17 protein-coding genes are annotated in these 18,658 nt (G+C 68.9%); 11 read left to right on the forward strand and 6 right to left on the reverse strand.

Translation table 11 applies throughout. From position 1 onward, the window contains the following. The first annotated feature begins 56 nt into the window (after nt 1-56). Both ABTV10_RS16185 and ABTV10_RS16190 read left to right on the forward strand, forming a co-directional pair. Nucleotides 57-1,247 carry an LLM class flavin-dependent oxidoreductase gene (locus ABTV10_RS16185; protein WP_499028479.1) on the forward strand — a complete coding sequence of 397 codons (1,191 nt, stop codon included), beginning with the start codon at nt 57-59 and terminating at the stop codon, nt 1,245-1,247. Then, nucleotides 1,244-2,311, forward strand: coding sequence for an alcohol dehydrogenase catalytic domain-containing protein (locus tag ABTV10_RS16190; RefSeq protein WP_499028481.1), 1,068 nt, complete (start codon nt 1,244-1,246; stop codon nt 2,309-2,311). Before ABTV10_RS16185 ends, ABTV10_RS16190 begins: the two co-directional genes overlap by 4 nt. A gap of 65 nt (nt 2,312-2,376) precedes the next feature. On the opposite strand, the gene ABTV10_RS16195 is transcribed toward ABTV10_RS16190, so the two are convergent. Beyond that, complete coding sequence (locus ABTV10_RS16195; protein WP_499028483.1) at nt 2,377-3,006, reverse strand: mycothiol-dependent nitroreductase Rv2466c family protein; 630 nt, start codon at nt 3,004-3,006, stop codon at nt 2,377-2,379. Nucleotides 3,007-3,192: 186 nt separating this feature from the next. On the opposite strand from ABTV10_RS16195, the gene ABTV10_RS16200 reads away from it, so the two are divergent. Together ABTV10_RS16200 and pepN are read left to right on the forward strand one after the other, a co-directional pair. Further along, the gene (locus tag ABTV10_RS16200) at nt 3,193-4,440 is read left to right on the forward strand and encodes an NAD(P)/FAD-dependent oxidoreductase (RefSeq protein ID WP_499028485.1); all 1,248 of its coding nucleotides are present in this window, start codon (nt 3,193-3,195) and stop codon (nt 4,438-4,440) included. A gap of 129 nt (nt 4,441-4,569) precedes the next feature. Continuing rightward, nucleotides 4,570-7,155, forward strand: coding sequence for an aminopeptidase N (gene pepN, locus ABTV10_RS16205; RefSeq protein ID WP_499028486.1), 2,586 nt, complete (start codon nt 4,570-4,572; stop codon nt 7,153-7,155). Between the two features lie 94 nt (nt 7,156-7,249). Here the strand turns inward: pepN and ABTV10_RS16210 are convergent, their stop codons facing one another. Genes ABTV10_RS16210 through ABTV10_RS16220 form a run of 3 tightly spaced genes read right to left on the reverse strand, consistent with a single transcriptional unit; the run spans nt 7,250 to nt 8,679 of the window. Continuing rightward, complete coding sequence (locus ABTV10_RS16210; protein WP_433605499.1) at nt 7,250-7,726, reverse strand: DUF5130 domain-containing protein; 477 nt, start codon at nt 7,724-7,726, stop codon at nt 7,250-7,252. Then, a complete protein-coding gene (gene ctaJ, locus ABTV10_RS16215; protein ID WP_433605501.1) occupies nt 7,713-7,964 on the reverse strand; it encodes an aa3-type cytochrome oxidase subunit CtaJ in 252 nt (83 codons plus the stop codon). The genes ABTV10_RS16210 and ctaJ overlap by 14 nt, the downstream gene beginning before the upstream one ends. Before the next feature lie 49 nt (nt 7,965-8,013). Further along, nucleotides 8,014-8,679: an HNH endonuclease gene (locus tag ABTV10_RS16220; RefSeq protein WP_499028488.1), complete on the reverse strand. Its 666-nt coding sequence runs from the start codon at nt 8,677-8,679 to the stop codon at nt 8,014-8,016. 158 nt (nt 8,680-8,837) lie between these two features. Between ABTV10_RS16220 and ABTV10_RS16225 the strand changes: the two genes are divergently transcribed. From ABTV10_RS16225 to ABTV10_RS16250, 6 genes are all read left to right on the forward strand, one after another. After that, nucleotides 8,838-9,245, forward strand: coding sequence for a globin (locus ABTV10_RS16225; protein WP_499028489.1), 408 nt, complete (start codon nt 8,838-8,840; stop codon nt 9,243-9,245). Between the two features lie 56 nt (nt 9,246-9,301). Continuing rightward, entirely contained in the window at nt 9,302-10,903 is a 1,602-nt protein-coding gene (locus tag ABTV10_RS16230) for a glycoside hydrolase family 13 protein (protein ID WP_499028490.1), read from the forward strand. 134 nt (nt 10,904-11,037) lie between these two features. Beyond that, a complete protein-coding gene (locus ABTV10_RS16235) occupies nt 11,038-12,726 on the forward strand; it encodes an FAD-binding protein (RefSeq protein WP_499028492.1) in 1,689 nt (562 codons plus the stop codon). Nucleotides 12,727-12,754: 28 nt separating this feature from the next. Beyond that, a complete protein-coding gene (locus ABTV10_RS16240; RefSeq protein WP_499028493.1) occupies nt 12,755-13,528 on the forward strand; it encodes a glucose 1-dehydrogenase in 774 nt (257 codons plus the stop codon). A gap of 281 nt (nt 13,529-13,809) precedes the next feature. Beyond that, nucleotides 13,810-14,262, forward strand: a complete 453-nt coding sequence (locus ABTV10_RS16245) for a DUF5994 family protein (RefSeq protein ID WP_499028494.1) — start codon at nt 13,810-13,812, stop codon at nt 14,260-14,262. A gap of 7 nt (nt 14,263-14,269) precedes the next feature. After that, the gene (locus ABTV10_RS16250) at nt 14,270-14,482 is read left to right on the forward strand and encodes a hypothetical protein (protein ID WP_499028497.1); all 213 of its coding nucleotides are present in this window, start codon (nt 14,270-14,272) and stop codon (nt 14,480-14,482) included. Nucleotides 14,483-14,502: 20 nt separating this feature from the next. On the opposite strand, the gene ABTV10_RS16255 is transcribed toward ABTV10_RS16250, so the two are convergent. Then, the gene (locus tag ABTV10_RS16255; RefSeq protein WP_499028498.1) at nt 14,503-15,330 is read right to left on the reverse strand and encodes an alpha/beta fold hydrolase; all 828 of its coding nucleotides are present in this window, start codon (nt 15,328-15,330) and stop codon (nt 14,503-14,505) included. Nucleotides 15,331-15,385: 55 nt separating this feature from the next. Further along, nucleotides 15,386-17,863, reverse strand: a complete 2,478-nt coding sequence (locus tag ABTV10_RS16260) for a beta-glucosidase family protein (RefSeq protein WP_499028499.1) — start codon at nt 17,861-17,863, stop codon at nt 15,386-15,388. Between the two features lie 128 nt (nt 17,864-17,991). Here ABTV10_RS16260 and ABTV10_RS16265 point away from each other — a divergent pair, with 128 nt between their 5' ends. Next, nucleotides 17,992-18,651, forward strand: a complete 660-nt coding sequence (locus ABTV10_RS16265) for a TetR/AcrR family transcriptional regulator (RefSeq protein WP_499028501.1) — start codon at nt 17,992-17,994, stop codon at nt 18,649-18,651. The last annotated feature ends 7 nt before the right edge of the window (nt 18,652-18,658 follow it).

Consider the following 18,658-nt stretch of genomic DNA (forward strand, 5'->3'; position numbering starts at 1 on the left):
AACAGGCGAGGCGGATGTGATTCCGCTCACCCTCGACCTGTCAGGAGACGACGCTCATGTGGACACCGGATTCGATCAAGTTCGGCGCCTTCCTTGCCCCGTACCACCCGCTCGACGCCGACCCGGCACTGCAGCTGCGGCGCGACATCGACCTCATGACGCACCTCGACCACCTCGGCTTCGACGAGGCGTGGATGGGTGAACACCATTCGACCGGCGCCGAGATCGTTCCGGCCCCCGACGTGTTCATCGCCGCCGCAGCCGAGCGGACGGAGCGGATCCGGTTCGGCACAGGCGTGATGTCGCTGCCCTACCACCACCCGCTCGTGACCGCGGACCGCATCACCCAACTCGACTTGCAGACTCGTGGTCGACTGATCTTCGGCACCGGCCCCGGCAAGATCCCGCTCGACGCGCACATGATGGGAATCAACCCGTCCGACCAGCGACGCCGCCAGGGCGAGGCGCTCGAGGCGATCCTGCCGTTGCTTCGCGGCGAGGTCGTCGACATGGAGACCGACTGGTTCACCTTGCGGGACGCACGCGCTCAGCTGCCGCTATACGCGGGCAGCATCGAGATCGCGACAGCTTCCACGATCTCGCCCAACGGTTCGGTGCTCGCGGGCACACACGGGCTCTCGCTGCTGTCACTCGCAGCCAGCTCGCCATCCGGATTCGAATCGCTCGATCGCAACTGGGGGGTCTACGAGAAGGTCGCGCGGGAGAACGGACACGTCGCAGACCGATCGACATGGAGGATCGTGAACCCCATGTTCCTCGCCGAGACGAGGGCGGACGCCGAGCGGGCGGTGAGCCGACGGATCGGCTCGATGGCGGCCTATGTCAACCGGCAGACCGGAGAGAATCCGGCGTGGGCGGACACTCCCGCCGGAATCGTCGACCAGTGGCGGAACGACACTCTCGGCGAATTCGGTCAGGCGATCATCGGCACCCCCGCAGACGCGATCGATCAGATCGATCGGCTCATCGAGAAGACCGGCGGCTTCGGCACCCTTCTGATCCTGCACGTCGACATGGCGAACTGGGAGGACACAAAGCGCAGCTACGAGTTGTTCGCCTCCGAAGTGATTCCGCACTTCAAGCGACGAAACATCGGACGCGAGGCCAGCTTGCAGTTCGCGGCCGACAACAGCGAGTACCTGATCGGAGGCCTGGCGGGAGCGATCACCAAGGCGCACACCGACTACTACGGTCGGTCCGCCGAGACGGCAGGAGCACAGGTATGAGGGCCGCACGGTTCTCCGACGGCGCCTTCTCGATCGGCGAGGTCCCCGACGCGCCGGCACTCGGCCCCGCGCAGGTGCGCATCGACGTGGTGGCATGCGGCATCTGCGGCAGCGACCTGAGCATGTCGAAGGACCCCTGCCGGTTCGTGCACGTCGCCGAGCAAGCGGGCTACCCGCTGGCAACCTTCGACACCGATCGGCCCGTCGTCCTCGGACACGAGTACGCGGGCATCGTGTCCGAGGTGGGTTCGGCCGTCACCGATTTCGCCGTCGGCGACCGGGTCGCCGGAATCGGACTCGCGACCGACACCGCCACCGGCATCCCGAAGATCATCGGGTACTCGAACGATTACCACGGGGCCTTCGGCGAGCACATCGTCGTCGACGCATTCTGGGTCCGGCACGTCCCTGAGGGACTGTCGCTCGAACACGCGACGCTTGCCGAACCGTTGCACGTCGGTGAGACGCATATGCAACAGTCCGGCCTCACCTCCGCCGACGCGGCGCTGGTGATCGGTTGCGGCACCATCGGCCTCGGCGCGATCGTGGCGGCCAAGGCTCGCGGGGCGAAGCTGGTGATCGCGTCCGAGCCGTCGCCGAAACGTCGCGAGCTGGCCGCGAAGATGGGCGCCGACATCGTCGTCGACCCGAACGAGCAGGACCCCATCGAGCTGTGGAACCAGATTGTCACCGAGGGCAACACCCTCGTGGGCCAGGCGGGCGCGGGCATCCTCATCGCATACGAGTGCAGCGGCCGTGCCGGGATCCTGGGCACCCTGATGCACACGATGCCGTTCAACTCACGGATCCAGGTCCTGGCCGCGCCGTTCGGGGACGAGGCGATCATTCCGGTCGTGGGGCAGTTCCGCCGGATCGCGATCAACTTCGGTCACGGCCCGTACGAGAACGCCTACGACATCACCCTGCAGCGGCTGGCCGACGGCGAGATCGACGCCGAGGCCATCATCACCGGCCGGGTCGGCCTGGGCGGCGTGGCGGACGCCTTCACCGCCCTCCGCGATCCCGACGAGCACGTGAAGATCCTGGTGCTGCCGCAGGACTAGGTCAACCGCACGCGCACGGTGCCGCGGGGCCCTCGCCCCACGGCACCGTGCGCAGTGCGTAGCGCCTACTCGAAGGAGGGGTCCTCGGTGCGGGTGCGCTTGAGCTCGAAGAAGTGCGGGTACGACGCCAGCGCGACGGTGCCGTCCCACACCTTGCCGGCGTCCTCGCCGCGCGGGATGCGCGAGAGGACCGGGCCGAAGAACGCGGTCCCGTTGACGTGGATCGTCGGGGTGCCGACGTCGTCGCCCACCTTGTCCATGCCGGCGTGGTGGCTGCGGCGCAGCTCGGCGTCGAACTCGTCGGTGTCGGCGGCCGCGGCCAGTTCCGCCGGCAGCTCCAGCTCGGCCAGCGACTTGACGATCACCTCGCGAAGGTCGTGGTTGCCCTCGTTGTGGATGCGGGTGCCCATCGCGGTGTAGAGCGGCAGCAGGATCTCGTCGCCGCGCTGCTGCGCGGCCGCGATCAGCACGCGCACCGGCCCCCACGCCTGGACCATCCGCTCGCGGTATTCCTCGGGCACGTCGCGCCCCTCGTTGAGCACGGCGAGGCTCATGACGTGGAAGTTCGCCTCGATGTCGCGGACCTCGGTGACCTCCAGGATCCAGCGCGACGTGATCCAGCACCACGGGCACAGCGGATCGAACCAGAAGTCGACTGTGTCCTTGCCGTTCCCGCTGCCGGTCTGTGCACTCACGCCTGTCTCCCTCGTCCTGTGGCGCGACACCCGTCGCACCTCTCGGTTCAAGACAACCACGGCCCCGCGGGAATCCTTCCCGCGCGCCCCCGACGCCGGATAGTGTCGGTGGAGGACAGCCACCAGCGAGGGTCGACGCGACGGTCGACAGGGACGGTCGTCGGCGACTCGGGGACGGAGCCTCCCGTGACACTCCACGAGCCATCCACTCGCACATTCGTCGTCGTCGGCGGCGGCCTGGCCGGCGCCAAGATCGCAGAATCGTTGAGGGCCAGGGACTTCGACGGATCGATCGTGCTCCTCTGCGCGGAGGACCACCTCCCGTACGAGCGGCCGCCGCTGTCCAAGGAACACGTCGCGGGCAAGAAGGATTTGCCCGATTTCACCGTGCAGCACGGTGACTGGTACCGCGATCACCACGTGGACGTGCGGCTGGGCACCACGGCGACGGCGATCGACCGCGACCGCAAGCACGTGGTCCTGCCCGACGGCTCCACCGTCGCCTACGACAAGCTGGCCCTCGCGACGGGTTCGCGGTCGCGCCGTCCCCCGATTCCCGGCGCGGACGCCACGGGCGTGCACTACCTACGCACCATCGACGAGTCGGACGCCCTCATCGCGGCACTGGAGGCTGGGTCACGGTTGGTGATCGTGGGTGCGGGGTGGATCGGCCTGGAGATCGCGTCGGGCGCGCGGAACCGGGACGTGTCGGTCTCGATCGTCGAAGCGTCGGAGGTGCCGCTGCTCGCCGCGCTCGGCAAGGAGATGGGTGCGGTGTTCGCCGATCTGCACCGCGAACACGGCGTCGACTTCCGGTTCGGCGCGAGGGTGGAGGAGATCACGGTCGCCGACGGCCGCGCCGACGGTGTCCGGCTCCGCGACGGCACGGTGCTGCCCGCCGACGCGGTCCTGGTCGCGGTGGGCGCGCAGCCGAACATCGAGATCGCCGAGGACGCGGGGCTTTCCGTCGACGACCACGGCGGGGTGCTCGTCAACGGAAACCTCACGACCAGCGATCCCGACATCGTCGCCGTCGGGGACATCGCCGCGCAGCAGCATCCCCTGCTGGCGACCCGGGTCCGCGTCGAACACTGGGCCAACGCGCTCAACCAGCCGGCGGTCGCGGCCGCGACGATGCTCGGGCATCCCGAGGAGTACACGAATCTGCCGTACTTCTTCACCGACCAATACGACCTCGGCATGGAGTACGTGGGCTGGGCGCCGAAGTACTCGAAGGTCGTCACCCGCGGCGACGTCACGCGGCGAGAGTTCCTGGCGTTCTGGCTCGACGAGGAGAACCACGTCCTGGCCGGGATGAACGTCAACATCTGGGACGTCACCGACGAGATCAAGGCGCTCGTCGCGTTCTCCGGTCCGGTCGACCCCGCGCGTCTCGCGGACCCCGCCGTCCCCCTCCCCGATCTCCTCCCCTGACCCTCGCGTCTGCGCACTTGTCGCCCCGGACCCCGAAAACACCGCGACAAGTGCGCACGTCGCGGGAGAAGGGTGACACGTGGTGGGATAGCAGTGAGTCGAATGTCCATCCTTGACGAGGAGATCTCCGTGGCCCCACCGAATCTGACCCGCGAACAGGCTGCCGATCGGTCGGCGCTGGTGTCGGTCGACAACTACAGCATCGACCTGGACCTCACCGACGGCTCCGGCCGTCCGGGCGAGAAGACCTTCCGCTCACGCACCACCGTCACCTTCGGCGCCACCGCCGGATCGTCGACGTTCATCGACATCATCGCCGCCACAGTGCATTCCGCGGTGCTCAATGGCACACCGGTCGACGTGTCGTCGTACGACGAGTCCACCGGGATCACGCTCGACGGACTGGCCGAGTCCAACGAGCTGGTCGTCGACGCCGACTGCCTGTACACCAACACCGGTGAGGGCCTGCATCGGTTCGTCGACCCGACGGACGACGCGGTGTACCTGTACTCGCAGTTCGAGACCGCCGACGCCAAGCGCATGTTCGCGTGCTTCGACCAGCCGGATCTCAAGGCCACCTTCGACATCGCCGTCACCGCACCGGACGAGTGGAAGGTGATCTCCAACGCCGAGACCGTCCAGACGCTGGCGGCGACACCGGGCCGGCACGTCTTCCGCACCACCCCGCGCATGAGCACGTACCTCGTCGCGCTGATCGCCGGCCCGTACGCCGAGTGGGCCGACAGCTACACCGACGAGCACGGCACCATCCCGCTCGGCATCTACTGCCGCGCCTCGCTCGCCGGGTACATGGACGCGGAGCGGCTGTTCACCGAGACCAAGCAGGGTTTCGGCTTCTACCACCGCAACTTCGGGATCCCCTACGCGTTCGGCAAGTACGACCAGCTGTTCGTGCCGGAGTTCAACGCGGGCGCGATGGAGAACGCGGGCGCGGTGACGTTCCTCGAGGACTACGTGTTCCGGTCCAAGGTGACCCGCTACTCGTACGAGCGGCGCGCCGAGACGGTGCTGCACGAGATGGCGCACATGTGGTTCGGCGACCTCGTCACGATGCAGTGGTGGGACGATTTGTGGCTCAACGAGTCGTTCGCGACGTTCGCGTCGGTGCTCTGCCAGACGGAGGCCACCGAGTACACCAACGCATGGACCACGTTCGCGAACGTCGAGAAGTCGTGGGCCTATCGGCAGGACCAGCTGCCGTCGACGCACCCGATCGCCGCGGACATCCCGGATCTGGCCGCGGTGGAGGTCAACTTCGACGGCATCACGTATGCCAAGGGTGCGAGTGTGCTCAAGCAGCTCGTCGCGTACGTGGGCCAGGAGCCGTTCATGGCCGGCCTGCGGGACTACTTCGCCGAGCACGCGTTCGGAAACGCCACGTTCGACGACCTGCTGCGGGCGCTCGAGAAGGCGTCCGGTCGCGACCTGTCGAGCTGGGGCGCGCAGTGGCTCAAGACCACGGGCCTGAACATCCTGCGGCCCGACTTCCAGATCGAGCCCGACGGCACGTTCTCCCGGTTCGCGGTGTTGCAGGACGGCGCCGAGCCCGGTGCCGGCGAGACCCGCGTGCACCGCCTCGCGGTCGGCGTCTACGACGACGACCCGGCCACCGGCAAGCTCGTCCGGACCCATCGCGTCGAGCTCGACGTCGAGGGCCCCAGCACCGACGTCCCCGAACTGGTGGGCGTGCCGCGCGGCAAGCTCGTCCTCGTCAACGACGACGACCTCACCTACTGCTCGCTGCGGCTGGACCGGGACTCGCTCGACACCCTCGTCGGGCGGATCGGCGACATTGCCGAGCCGCTCCCCCGCACGCTGGCGTGGTCGGCGGCGTGGGAAATGACCCGGCAGGCCGAGATGCGGGCCCGCGACTTCGTCAGCCTCGTCCAGCGCGGCATCGGCGCCGAGACGGAGGTCGGTGTGGTGCAGCGGCTGCTGCTGCAGGCGCAGACGGCGCTGTCGGCGTACGCCGAGCCCGGGTGGGCCGACGCGTTCGGTTGGCCGGCGTTCGCGGACCGGCTGCTCGAGCTGGCCCGTGAGGCCGAAGGCGGCTCGGACCACCAGTTGGCGTTCGTCAACGCGCTCGCCGGGTCGCAGCTGTCGGCGTGGCACACCGAGATCCTGCAGGAACTGCTCGACACGACCGATCCGGCGACTGTCGGGCTGGCCGGGCTGGTCGTCGACACGGACCTGCGCTGGCGGCTCGTGCATGCGCTCGCGGCGGCCGGCGAGGTGGACGCTGACGGACCGGAGACCCCGTTCATCGACGCGGAGGCCGAGCGCGATCCCACCGCGGCGGGGGCACGGCAGGCGGCGTCGGCGGCGGCCGCGCGCCCGCAGGCCGTGGTCAAGGAGACGGCGTGGACGACGGTGTTCGACGACGACACCGTCCCGAACATCACCGCGCGCGCCATCATCGGCGGCATCGTCGCGCCAGGACAGTCGCAGCTGCTCGAGCCGTACGTCGCCCGCTACTTCGCGGAGATCCCCGCGGTGTGGGAGAGGCGGTCGAGCGAGGTCGCGCAGACCGTCGTCGTCGGGCTGTACCCGTCGTGGTCGATCAGTGAGGAATCGGTGGCGGCGGCCGACGAATTCCTCGCCGGCGAGCATCCGCCGGCGCTGCGTCGTCTGGTGGTCGAGGGCAGGGCCGGGATCGTGCGTTCGTTGAAGGCCCGCGCGTTCGACGCCACCTGACCCCCGAATGCCGATGACCCGGTGTCACATGCGTTCAATCGAACTGAACCGCTGTGACATCGGGTCACCGGGGGTGGAGCGCTGAGTACAGGGATTACTTCGGGGCGATCGCCGAGCTCATCACGCGCAGGGCCGAGACGAGACCGTCGATGAGGTTGCCCTCGCCGAACGACGCGACAGCGGCGGTGACGCCGAGCTGCGCGACGCGGTCCGTGACGCGGTTGCCGATCCGACGGCCACCGCGGACCTCGATGGCCCGCTGGTTCGGGGACACCGCGATGAGGACCGAACGCTCGGCCTCGGGGGTGGTCGGGAAGACGGCGTCCGCGCCGGCGGCCGGGTTGTCGCCGAGATCGCCGATGAAGACGTTGAACCGCACCTGGGTCAGGCGGGTCGCATCGGTGAGCGCGTCGTCGAGGCGCACCAGCTCGTCCGTCGTGAACGGCGGCAGGTCGACGAGCTCGCCGACGCGGTGCACACCGGAGATGCGACCGCTGGTGGTCACAACCGTGCCGACCGGCAGATCCGCGGGCGCGACCGCCGAGGACTGGAGAACGTCACCACTTGCCACTTGCCGAACCTCCGATCAGATCTGCACCTGCCGCGGCATGCGCCGAGTGGTGACTGTGGGTGGTCGCCTCGTCGGTGGCGCTCCACAGGACCGGGCCGTACGTCCACCGCTCGCCGAGGCGGTACTCCGCCGGGAGGGCGTTCGGCGACCTGCGGACCGTGATGGTCATGAGGCCGAGGACCGCGATCACCAGGACTGGAATCCCTACGAATATCAGCACTGTCTCGAGAATGCTCACGACGCAAACCGTAGCCCAGTCCTGCCGAAATGGAAGCGCCGGGGCCGATTCAGGCCGCGCCCTCGCCGAGATACGGAAGCCACGTCGGGTGCACCTCGGTGGTGGTCGCCAGCAGCCGCCAGTGTGGGCCCGACGGTGGCACGAGCGCCGTGCGGAGCGTCCACCCCAGTTCGGCGAGCAGTTTGTCCGCTTTGCGGTGGTTGCACGGCGCGCAGCAGGCGACGCAGTTCTCCCAGCTGTGCCCCCCGCCGCGGCTTCGCGGAATGACGTGATCGATGGTCTCGGCCTTGTCGCCGCAGTAACCGCACCGGAAGCGGTCACGGTGCATCAGTGCGGCGCGGGTCATCGGTATTCGGGTCCGATACGGCACCCGCACGTAGTTGCGGAGCCGAATGACGGACGGAACCTGGAGCGCGTAGCCCTCGGAGTGGATGACCGGCCCCAGCGGATCCTCGTGGACGGCGTCGGCCTTGTCACAGACCATCAGGACCACCGCGCGGCGGGCGGGCAGGGCGGTGAGGGGTTCGAACGTGGCATTGAGCAGCAGGACCCGGCGCTTGTTCCAGGTCGTCGGCACGCCGCCCGGAGACGAGACGAACCCGGACGGTTGCGGCTCGGGGATGACATGCAGCGGAAAGGCCCCCGACATGCGGTTATCGCGCACATCAGTGGGCACGAGTTGTCGGTGCGAGCGCACGTTCTTTCGGTGTGTCATGCCACCTCCGCGAAGACTGCCCCAAGTTGACCACGGATGATCGGGTCGCGCACACCCATTTCGGCGAAAAAATCGGCGCACATCGGGTGAACACCGGGCGGCACGCGGGCCCGGTGGACGACGCACAGTTGTCGGACACGGGCACAATGGAGCACGACATGACTGAAACGAACCACACGACGCAGCAGACCTTCTACGAGGCAGTGGGCGGAGCCGAGACGTTCCACAAGCTCACCGCGCGGTTCTACGAGGAAGTGGCGAAGGACGAGGTGGTCCGGCCGCTGTACCCCGAAGAGGACCTCGGCCCGGCGGAGCGGCGCATGCGCATGTTCCTCGAGCAGTACTGGGGCGGACCTCGTACCTACTCCGAGGAGCGCGGACACCCGCGCCTGCGGATGCGGCACAACCCGTTCAAGATCGGGCCGATCGAGCGGGACGCGTGGCTGCGGTGCATGCACACCGCGATCGCGTCGATCGACGAGCAGACCCTCGACGAACCGCACCGGCGCGCGCTGATCGACTACATGGAGATGGCAGCGGCGTCGATGGTCAACTCGCCGGTGTAGCCGACACGGCGCCATACACCTCTCCGGACGTCCTCGATGCGGCACTATGAGTGACTGTGACCAGCCGTGAGGAGCAGTCCGCCACCACGCCGGCCGACGCGCGTCCGTGGTGGTTGGACGCCGTCTTCTACCAGATCTATCCACGGTCGTTCTCGGATGCGGGCGGCGACGGCGTGGGCGACCTCGGTGGGGTGATCGATCGTCTCGGTTACCTAGAACTGCTCGGGGTGGACGCGCTGTGGCTCAGTCCGGTCATGCGGTCACCGATGGCCGATCACGGTTACGACGTGTCCGACCCGCGCGACATCGACCCCCTGTTCGGCGATCTGGCGACGATGGACGCGTTGATCGCCGCGGCACATGCGCGCGGGATTCGGGTGACGATGGATCTGGTCCCGAACCACACCAGCAACGAGCACCCCTGGTTCCAGGAGGCCCTCGCGGCCGGCCCGGGCAGCCACGCCCGCGACCGGTACATCTTCCGGGACGGGCGCGGACCGGACGGTTCACAGCCGCCCAACAACTGGCCGAGCGTGTTCGGTGGGCCCGCCTGGACCCGGGTGACCGAGCCGGACGGCACCCCCGGGCAGTGGTACCTGCACATCTTCGCGGCCGAGCAGCCCGACCTGAACTGGGACAACACCGAGGTGTTCGCCGACCTCGAGCAGACGCTGCGGTTCTGGCTGCACCGCGGCATCGACGGATTCCGGATCGACGTCGCACACGGGATGGCCAAACCCGCGGGCCTGCCCGACCACGACTGGGACACCAACGCCCTGCTCCGCAACGACGACCACGATCCCCGGTTCAACAATCCCGGCGTCCACGAGATCCATCGCGGCATCCGCAAGATCATGAACGAGCACCCGCACGCGATGTCGGTCGGCGAGATCTGGGTGCGCGACAACGAGCGGTTCGGCGAGTACATCCGCCCCGACGAGCTGCACCTGGGCTTCAACTTCCGCCTCGCCGAGACCACTTTCGACGCCGATGCGGTGCGTGCGGCCATCGAGAACTCCCTCGATGCCGTCGCGCGGGTCGGCGGCACCCCCACGTGGACGCTGTCGAATCACGACGTCGAGCGGGAGGTGACCCGGTACGGCGGCGGCGACCGCGGTGTCGCCCGCGCCCGGGCGATGGCGCTCGTCGAACTCGCGCTGCCGGGGGCTGCGTTCATCTACAACGGCGCCGAGCTGGGGCTGCCGAACGTGGTCCTGCCGGACGCGGTCCTTCAGGACCCGGTGTGGGAGCGGTCGGGACACACCGAACGCGGCCGGGACGGCTGCCGCGTGCCGCTGCCGTGGGAGGGGATGCACCCGCCGTTCGGCTTCTCGACGACGCCCGACACGTGGCTGCCGATGCCCCCGGAGTGGGCGCCGCTGACCGTCGAGGCACAGCTCGAGGACGTCGGTTCGACGCTGTCGCTGTACCGCTCGGCCCTGGAACTGCGCGCGACGCTGCCGGAGTGCTCGGGCGACGACATCGCTTGGTACGGAAGCCCTCCCGGATGCTTCGCGTTCCGCCGTTCGGGCGGGCTGATCTGCGTGCTGAACGCGACTGACGGACCGATCGAGCTGCCGTCCGGCACGGTCGTCATCACCAGCCGTCCGCTCGCCGACGGGCTGTTGCCGGCCGACTCGGCGGCCTGGCTGATCTGATCGACCGCCCTCCCGCACAGCGGGAGAAACGATTTCGCCGCCCTTCGCACCCTTCCTAGGGTCGTGGACGCGACGCGACCGGGCGTACACGCCTCGGGTCGCCGCCTGCCCCACGCACCCCAGGAGATCTGCCAATGCCGACCGATTCCCAACAGACCGACCAGTCCACCGCAACCCACTGGGATCACGAGGTGGACCTGCTGGTGGTCGGCAGTGGCGCAGGCGGATTCACCGCCGCCCTCGCCGGCGCAGCGGAGGGCATCGACACCCTGCTCATCGAGAAGGCCGACGTCTACGGCGGCGCCACGGCTCTGTCCGGCGGCGGCGTGTGGGTACCGAACAATCCCCTGCTGGTCCGTGAGGGCCTGGGCGACTCCCGCGAGGACGTCCGCCGCTACCTCGACGCGGTGCTCGGCGACCGGGTCCCGTCGGCGAACCTCGACGCCTTCATCGACGAGGGGCCCAAGACGCTCGAATTCCTCGAAACGTCCAGCCCGCACATGCGATTCCAGTGGTGCACCGGCTACTCCGACTACCACCCGGAGCAGCCGGGCGGCCGCCCCGCGGGCCGCACCATCGAGCCGCTGCCCGTGGACCTCAGAAAGCTGGGCGCCGACGAGAGCCTGCTGCGCCCGGCAGCGCTCGCCACTCCCCCCGGCCTGTTCATCACGTCGAAGGACTTCGTGCAGCTGAACATGGTGATGCGCACGTGGAAGGCCAAGCGTGCCGCACTCAAGACCGGTCTCAACGCCGTCAAGGCGATCCTGCTGCGCCGCCACATGGACACCCTCGGTCGGGCACTGATCGCCCGGCTTCGGCTGGCGCTCAAGGATGCCGGCGTCCCGCTCTGGCTGAACACGCCGATGCAGTCGCTCGTCACCGACGGGTCCGGCGCCGTGATCGGGCTCGTCGCCGAGCGTGACGGACATGCGGTACGGATCGGCGCCCGGCGCGGCGTCATCCTCGCGACCGGGGGCTTCGAGTTCAACGAGGACATGCGCAAGGCGTACCTCCCCGAGGGCGGCCGGGACAACTTCAGCGCGGCGTCGCGGCACAACACCGGCGACGGCATCGTCGCGGGCCAGAAGGTCGGCGGCGCAGTCGATCTCATGGACGACGCGTGGTGGATGCCGTCGTTCCAGCGCCCCGATGGCATCGTCCAGGTGATGGTCGCCGAGCGGTCCGTCCCCCGGTCGATCATCGTCGACCAGCACGGCAGACGGTTCACCAACGAGGCGGCGCCGTACGTCACGTTCGTGCACGATCAACTGGCGGGCGGTCACGAGCCCACGTGGTTCGTCTTCGACGAGCGTGCCAAGAAGCGCTACCCGATCGGCGGGATCATGCCCGGCCAGAAGTTCCCCCAGGCGTGGATCGACGGCGGCCTGATCGTCGTCGCCGACACCATCGAGGAACTCGCGCGCAAGATCGACGTCCCGGTCGCCGGACTCACCGAAACCCTCTCCCGTTTCAACGGATTCGCCCGGAACGGGCGGGACGAGGACTTCCACCGGGGCGAGAGCGCCTACGACAACTACTACGGTGACCCGAGCCTGCCGCATCCCACGCTCGACGCCATCGACACCGCCCCGTACTACGCGCTGCGGATGCGGGCCGGCGACCTGGGCACCAAGGGCGGACTGGTGTACAACGAGAACGGACAGGTCCTGCGCGCGGACGGCTCGGTGATCGACGGCCTGTACGCCACCGGCAACACGTCGGCCTCGGTCATGGGCAACGACTACGCCGGAGCGGGCGCCACCATCGGACCCGCGATGGTCTTCGGTTACATCGGCGCCCGGCACGCCGCCCGCGGCAAGTGACATCGGAAATCCCTGGAGGATACGCGACATGAGTGAATCGGAAATGCTGTCCGACAAGGTCGTTCTGGTCACGGGCGGTGCCCGTGGCCTGGGCGCGGCGTTCGCGCGCCGGATCGTCGACGGCGGCGGGAAGGTGGTGATCGCCGACGTCCTCGACGACGACGGCCACGCCACCGCTGCCGACCTGGGTGACGCCGCACGCTACATCCACCTGGACGTCACCGACGCCGGCGCGTGGCGGGCCGCCGTCGCGTTCACCCTCGCCGAATTCGGCACCCTGACGGGCCTGGTGAACAACGCGGGCGTCTCGACGGGCCAGTACATCGAGCACGAACCGCTCGAACACTTCCGGCAGGTGCTCGACATCAACCTGGTGGGCGTCTTCAACGGCATCCAGGCCGTCATCGCCCCGATGCGGGCCGCGGGCGGCGGCTCGATCGTGAACATTTCGTCGGCGGCCGGCCTGATGGGGCTCGCGCTCACCGCCGGCTACGGCGCGTCGAAATGGGGCGTGCGCGGGCTGAGCAAGATCGCGGCCGTCGAACTCGGCACCGACCGGATCCGGGTGAACTCCGTCCATCCCGGCATGACGTACACCCCGATGACGGCGGGCGTCGGAATCCAGCAGGGCGAGGGTAACTACCCCAACACTCCGATGGGCCGGGTCGGCGAGGCCGACGAGATCGCCGGCGCGGTGACCTACCTGCTCTCGGACGCCGCGTCGTACGTCACCGGGGCGGAGATCGCCGTCGACGGCGGGTGGACCGCCGGACCGACCGTCAAATACGTTATGGGACAGTAGAACTCGAGGACGGGAGAGAACCGCAAGGCGGCGTGGCGCTCGCCCTCCGGTACCGGCTGCGGACGATGGCCTCTGCGGCTGACGTCGGCACGAGTTGCGGAGGCAGTTCGCGAGCTCCACGCCGTTCGGCGTTCATTGCGGGGAGGTCGGTTGGTACCCGCGTATGCACGCCGACGCGTGTAGCGTGGAGGCCATCGCAGGTTCTTCACGTGCGGGTGTGACCGTACGGGCCTCGTTTGGAAATCCAGGCCGATTCGCGGCCCTCTAAGGAGCGTCTCTGCATGACGCGCACTCCTGCTCACTTCAGCCTTCGCCGGGAGAACCGATCCCCGGACGGCGGCCAGCCTTTCTCGGCACCTACTCGCACCACCAGACTGTTGCTTGCCGCCCGGTGCGACCGCGATGTGAACGGCGCATGGTGGCCTCGCACCCAGAACATCACCGTCGAACTCCACGACCTCGTTGTCGCCCTGACCGGCAGACTCGGTCCCGTTGCCCGCATCCATTTCGAGTGGAACGCGGTCAGTTCCCGTCAGCGTCAGATCGACCCCGACGATGGACTGACCGTCTCGGGGCTCGAACCCGATCAACCGCGCAGAGTAATGCGCGTATACGGACGCAACGGGTCTCGTGCCGACATCGCCGTCATCGACCCGGGCCCGGACACAGCCCACGGATACCAGCTCATGCGCCGACACGTCGACCAGCGGGCACCTGCAACCGAGGAGGAATGATCACGCCATGGCATACACAGTTCTCTCCTTCGACGTCGTCGAGCGAGGCGAGGTGAGCACCAGTGAGATCGAACGACTCGCCCGCGACATGTGGCAGGCCCTGTCCGCGGGATGCGCCGACGCCTCCCCTCTGCCTCGATGGGTCGACAGCGGCCCGGTCGATGGCGCCGACGCCTACGTCGCTCACCGATTCGTCGGCACTATCGACACCGACAGCTGACTGTGGGGTGACAGGCGGCGTCAGGCAACCCCGCTCCAGAAGGCCGCGAGCACCCTCGTCAGCTCCTCGGGCTTCTCCTCGTTGGGGGTGTGCGCGGCCCCCGCGATGATCTCGAACTTCACACCGAGCCGCGCCGCGGCGTCGGCCTGGACGTCCACCGGAATGACGTCGTTCTCGCCGGCGACGACCAGGATCGGCAGGCCGGTCGCGGCCAACTCCGCGACGCGGTCCGGCTCGGCGCTCATGGTGAGGGCGATGCCGGCGATGTTCGCGGTCTTGGTGACCATGATCCGGTGGTGCAGGAACTCCTTGACCGGCGCCGGGAAGATCTCCTCGAAGGCGCCGAACATGGCCTTCCACAGCACCTCGTTGCCACCCGCCCACAGCAGTTCCGGGATCTGCCCCATGTCCACGGCCATACCCAGGTTTCGCCCACTCGGCGGCGAGTCGAGAATCACGTAGTCCAGGAAACGCGTCGGGTCGTTCAGCACGGCGGCCCGGGTGACGAGGCCGCCGAAGCTGTGACCGAGAAGGTGGACCTTCTCGTCGGGCGCCACCGCGTCGAGCACCTCGGCGAGGTCCAGGGCGAACTTCGCGATCGTGTACTCCCCGACCGCGTCCTGACCGTCCGGCCCGTCCGAGTCGTACTGCCCGAGCTGGGAATACGAGATCAGGCGGTAGCCGGCCGCGGTGACGAACGGCGCCATCGGGAGGAAGTCCTCCCGGGAACCGGTGAAGCCGGGCACCATGACGACGGTGCCCTTCACCTCGGCGCCTGCCTCGGGCGTCGCCTCGAAGTAGGACAGCTCGCCGCGCGAGATCGCGATGCGGGACAGGTTTACGGTCATGTCGGGTTCTCCTGGTCGAGGTTTCACAGGGTCTTCGGTCGAGAGGTGGGAGCCGTCAGAGGCCCCAGGCGCAGTCGGTCGAGTCCGTCAGCTCGATCCGAGTCGTCAGCCGACGGTCGGTGGCCGAGCGCGCCGCGACCAGCGTCCGCGAACCGCCGACGACTCGCCACGCCGACGCCGACTCGTCCCAGCGAGCCAGGGTCCTGCGGTCCACGGTGATCCGCGCGGTCGCCGTCTGCCCTGCGTCGGCGGTCACCGATGCGAAGCCGACCAACCGCAACGGGTCGGTCCCGTCGGGGCCCTCGCCGCCGACGTAGAGCTGGACGACCTCGCGTCCGGTGCGCCCACCGGTGTTGCGGACGACCACCTCGACAGTCACCCCACCCGAATCGGTCTCCGCCGCAGTGATTCCCTCGTAGGCCCAGGTGGTGTAGCCGAGGCCGTGCCCGAACGGGTAGGCCGGGACAGTCGAGGCCTGCTCGTAGGCGCGGTACCCGAACGTGGAGCCCTCGGCGTAGTCGACGACGCCGTCGACGGGCTGCGTCGACAGCACCGGCGCGTCGGCACCGACAGCGGGGAACGTCGTGGGCAGTCGGCCACCGGGCTCGACGACGCCGGTCAGCGCGTCGGCGATCGCGTGGCCACCCTCCTGGCCCGGCAGCCACGCCCACAGCACCGCCGCAACCTCGTCCCGCCAGGGCATCTCCACCGGCGCACCGGCGTTGACGATCACGACCGTCCGCGGATTGACCGCGGCCACCGCCGACACCAGCTCGTCCTGCCGACCGGGCAGCAGCAGATCGGTACGGTCGAAGCCCTCGCTCTCCACCTCGTCGGTGGTGCCGACGAACACCAGTGCCACGTCGGCGCTCCGCGCGGCCTCGACGGCGGCGGCGAACGCGGCGTCCGGATTCACTCGGGGCGCATCGTGATTCAGCCCGCACATCACCATCGGGAAGGCCGGTACGGCTGCACGCATCTCGACGCCGACCGTCCCGACCGCGAGTTCCGCCGAGACGCGGCGCTCCGGCGGCTTGACCAGATTCTCGATCAGGTCGTTGTCGGCGCTGGTGAGCTCGATCTCGTGGGGGTCGGTCGCGCCGATCCTCAGGGAGTACTTCCCGGCCCCGGACACCGAGAACTGGTGGGTGCCGGCCTCAGTGACGGTCAGGTCGGTCCGCACCCGGACCTCGGCGGTGTCCGGCGGGAGGGTGCCCATGAACACCAGTCGGGACGTGAGCCGACGCTCGGTGCCCAGAACGGCGCCGTCCGCCGACACGAAGTCGACGCGGAATCCCGGCTCACCGGTCTCCGGGTCGCGGGCGACATCCGCCGGGATGGCCGGAAGGATGCGCTGCGTCGAAACGCCTTCCTGGTAGTCGATCTCGACCGAGTCGCCGAACGCGGCACGCAGCCCGGCCAGCGGACTGACCACGTGCGCGGGGTTGACGTGGGCCGAACCTCCACCCTGTGCGGTGAGCAGCGCGGCATTCGGGCCGAGCACGGCGACGCGGCCGCACGACGACGGGACCAGCGGCAGGACGCCGCCCTCGTTGCGCAGCACGACCATGGCGCGCGCCGCGATGTCCCGGAGCTGCTCGTCCGCGTCGTCCGGCGTCGTCGACGGGGCGGGCCCCTCGAAGCCGTCCAGGTAGCCGGTGCGGGCGGCGAGCCGAAGCACGCGCAGCACCTTGTCGTCGACGGTGCTTTCGGGGACCTCGCCGGCGCGGACCGCGGCGACGAGCGCCTCGTTCCACGGGCTCTGCGGCCCGGGCATGGCGACGTCGAGGCCCGCGTTCGCCGACGCGGCGGTGGAGCGGGTCGCGAACCAGTCGGACACGACCGCGCCGTCGAATCCCCATTCGTCCTTGAGGATGTCGGTGAGCAGTCGCCGGTTGTCGGTCAGGCTCGCGCCGTTGACCGAGTTGTACGAGGCCATCACGGACCAGGCGCCCGCGCGGACCCCGGCCTCGAAGGGCACCAGGTAGACCTCGCGCAGCGCCTTCTCGGAGATCCGCGCGTCGTAGGTCATGCGCTCGGTCTCGGACTCGTTCCCGATGTAGTGCTTGACCGTCACCGCCACCCCGTTGGCCTGAACACCCGAGACGAAGCCCGCCACGATCGCGGAGGTCAGCACGGGGTCCTCGGAATAGCACTCGAAATGCCGTCCACCGAGCGGCGAGCGGTGAATGTTGATGTTCGGGGCGAGGAGCCACGCGACGCCCTTGTCCCGGGCCTGGGCGCCCATGAGCGCTCCCGCGCGCTCGACCTGCGCCGGGTCCCACGTTGCGGACAGCGCGGACGGGTTCGGGAACAGCAGGCTGGTGTCGCGCTCGTCCCAGGTGGTGCCGCGGACGCCGTTGGGGCCGTCCGAGAGAAGCAGCTTCCGCAGACCAATCTTCTCGATCGGGTCGAGAGACCAGAAGTCCGCGCCGGTCAGGAGACCGACCTTCTCCTCGAGCGTCAGTTCCGTGAGGAGCTTTTCCAGCTTCTCCTCGTCCACCGCAGCCACATCGTCTCGGGGGTTGCCCACAACCAACACTCCTTCGCACCGTCACGCCGGTCGGGCCTGTTCGGCCGCCTGGCATCGAGGCTAACCCCGAATACCGAGTGGGTAGTAAGTTTGTTACCTCGTCGTTATTTTCGACCTCTTACAGTGAGATGGTGACCACCCCCGCACATGGCAGCGATGCCGCCGTCCGCCCACGACGAGGCGGCAGTTACGCCGTCGGCAGGGCCAGGCGAGCCCGGATACTGCACATCGCGATGGAGGAGTTCGCCGAGAACGGCTACCGCGGAGCCTCTCTCGCCCGGATCGCCGAGCGGGCCGAGATCTCCCAGCCCGGCCTGCTGCACCACTTCCACACCAAGGAAGAACTGCTGGCCGCCACGCTGGACCTGCGTGACGGGATGGACGCCGAGCGCTTCACCGACACCGACGGTGCGCCACTGACCGGCGTCGCCGCCCTGAAGGCCCTGGTCGACCTGGTCGAGCGCAACCAGCGCATCCCCGGACTCGTCCAGCTCTTCACCGTCCTCAGCGCCGAGTCCGTCACCGCCGATCACCCCGCGCACGCCTGGGCGCGCACCCGCTACCGGCGCATTCGGGCGTTCATCGCGGACGCCGTCCGAACCGGGATCACGTCCGGCGAATTCCGATCCGACATCGACCCCGAGGCGCACGCCTTCCGCCTGGTCGCCCTCATGGACGGCCTTCAACAGCAGTGGCTGCTCGACGCCGAGGCGGTCGACATGGCGGCGGTGTTCGGGGGCTACCTGCGCGAGACGCTCGACGCGATCCGGATCCGCCCGACGTCGTAGGGCGCCC

The organism is Paraburkholderia sp. RHO2, from assembly GCF_050955445.1.
GTDB lineage: Bacteria > Actinomycetota > Actinomycetes > Mycobacteriales > Mycobacteriaceae > Prescottella > Prescottella agglutinans_A.

Coding starts and splice junctions, on each gene's coding strand:
- ABTV10_RS16255 (WP_499028498.1), bottom strand. CDS start 15,330: ATGACCGTAAACCTGTCCCGCATCGCGATCTCGCGCGGCGAGCTGTCC.
- ABTV10_RS16225 (WP_499028489.1), top strand. CDS start 8,838: ATGACTGAAACGAACCACACGACGCAGCAGACCTTCTACGAGGCAGTG.
- ABTV10_RS16245 (WP_499028494.1), top strand. CDS start 13,810: ATGACGCGCACTCCTGCTCACTTCAGCCTTCGCCGGGAGAACCGATCC.
- ABTV10_RS16240 (WP_499028493.1), top strand. CDS start 12,755: ATGAGTGAATCGGAAATGCTGTCCGACAAGGTCGTTCTGGTCACGGGC.
- ABTV10_RS16235 (WP_499028492.1), top strand. CDS start 11,038: ATGCCGACCGATTCCCAACAGACCGACCAGTCCACCGCAACCCACTGG.
- ABTV10_RS16250 (WP_499028497.1), top strand. CDS start 14,270: ATGGCATACACAGTTCTCTCCTTCGACGTCGTCGAGCGAGGCGAGGTG.
- ABTV10_RS16265 (WP_499028501.1), top strand. CDS start 17,992: ATGGTGACCACCCCCGCACATGGCAGCGATGCCGCCGTCCGCCCACGA.
- ABTV10_RS16185 (WP_499028479.1), top strand. CDS start 57: ATGTGGACACCGGATTCGATCAAGTTCGGCGCCTTCCTTGCCCCGTAC.
- ABTV10_RS16190 (WP_499028481.1), top strand. CDS start 1,244: ATGAGGGCCGCACGGTTCTCCGACGGCGCCTTCTCGATCGGCGAGGTC.
- ABTV10_RS16220 (WP_499028488.1), bottom strand. CDS start 8,679: ATGACACACCGAAAGAACGTGCGCTCGCACCGACAACTCGTGCCCACT.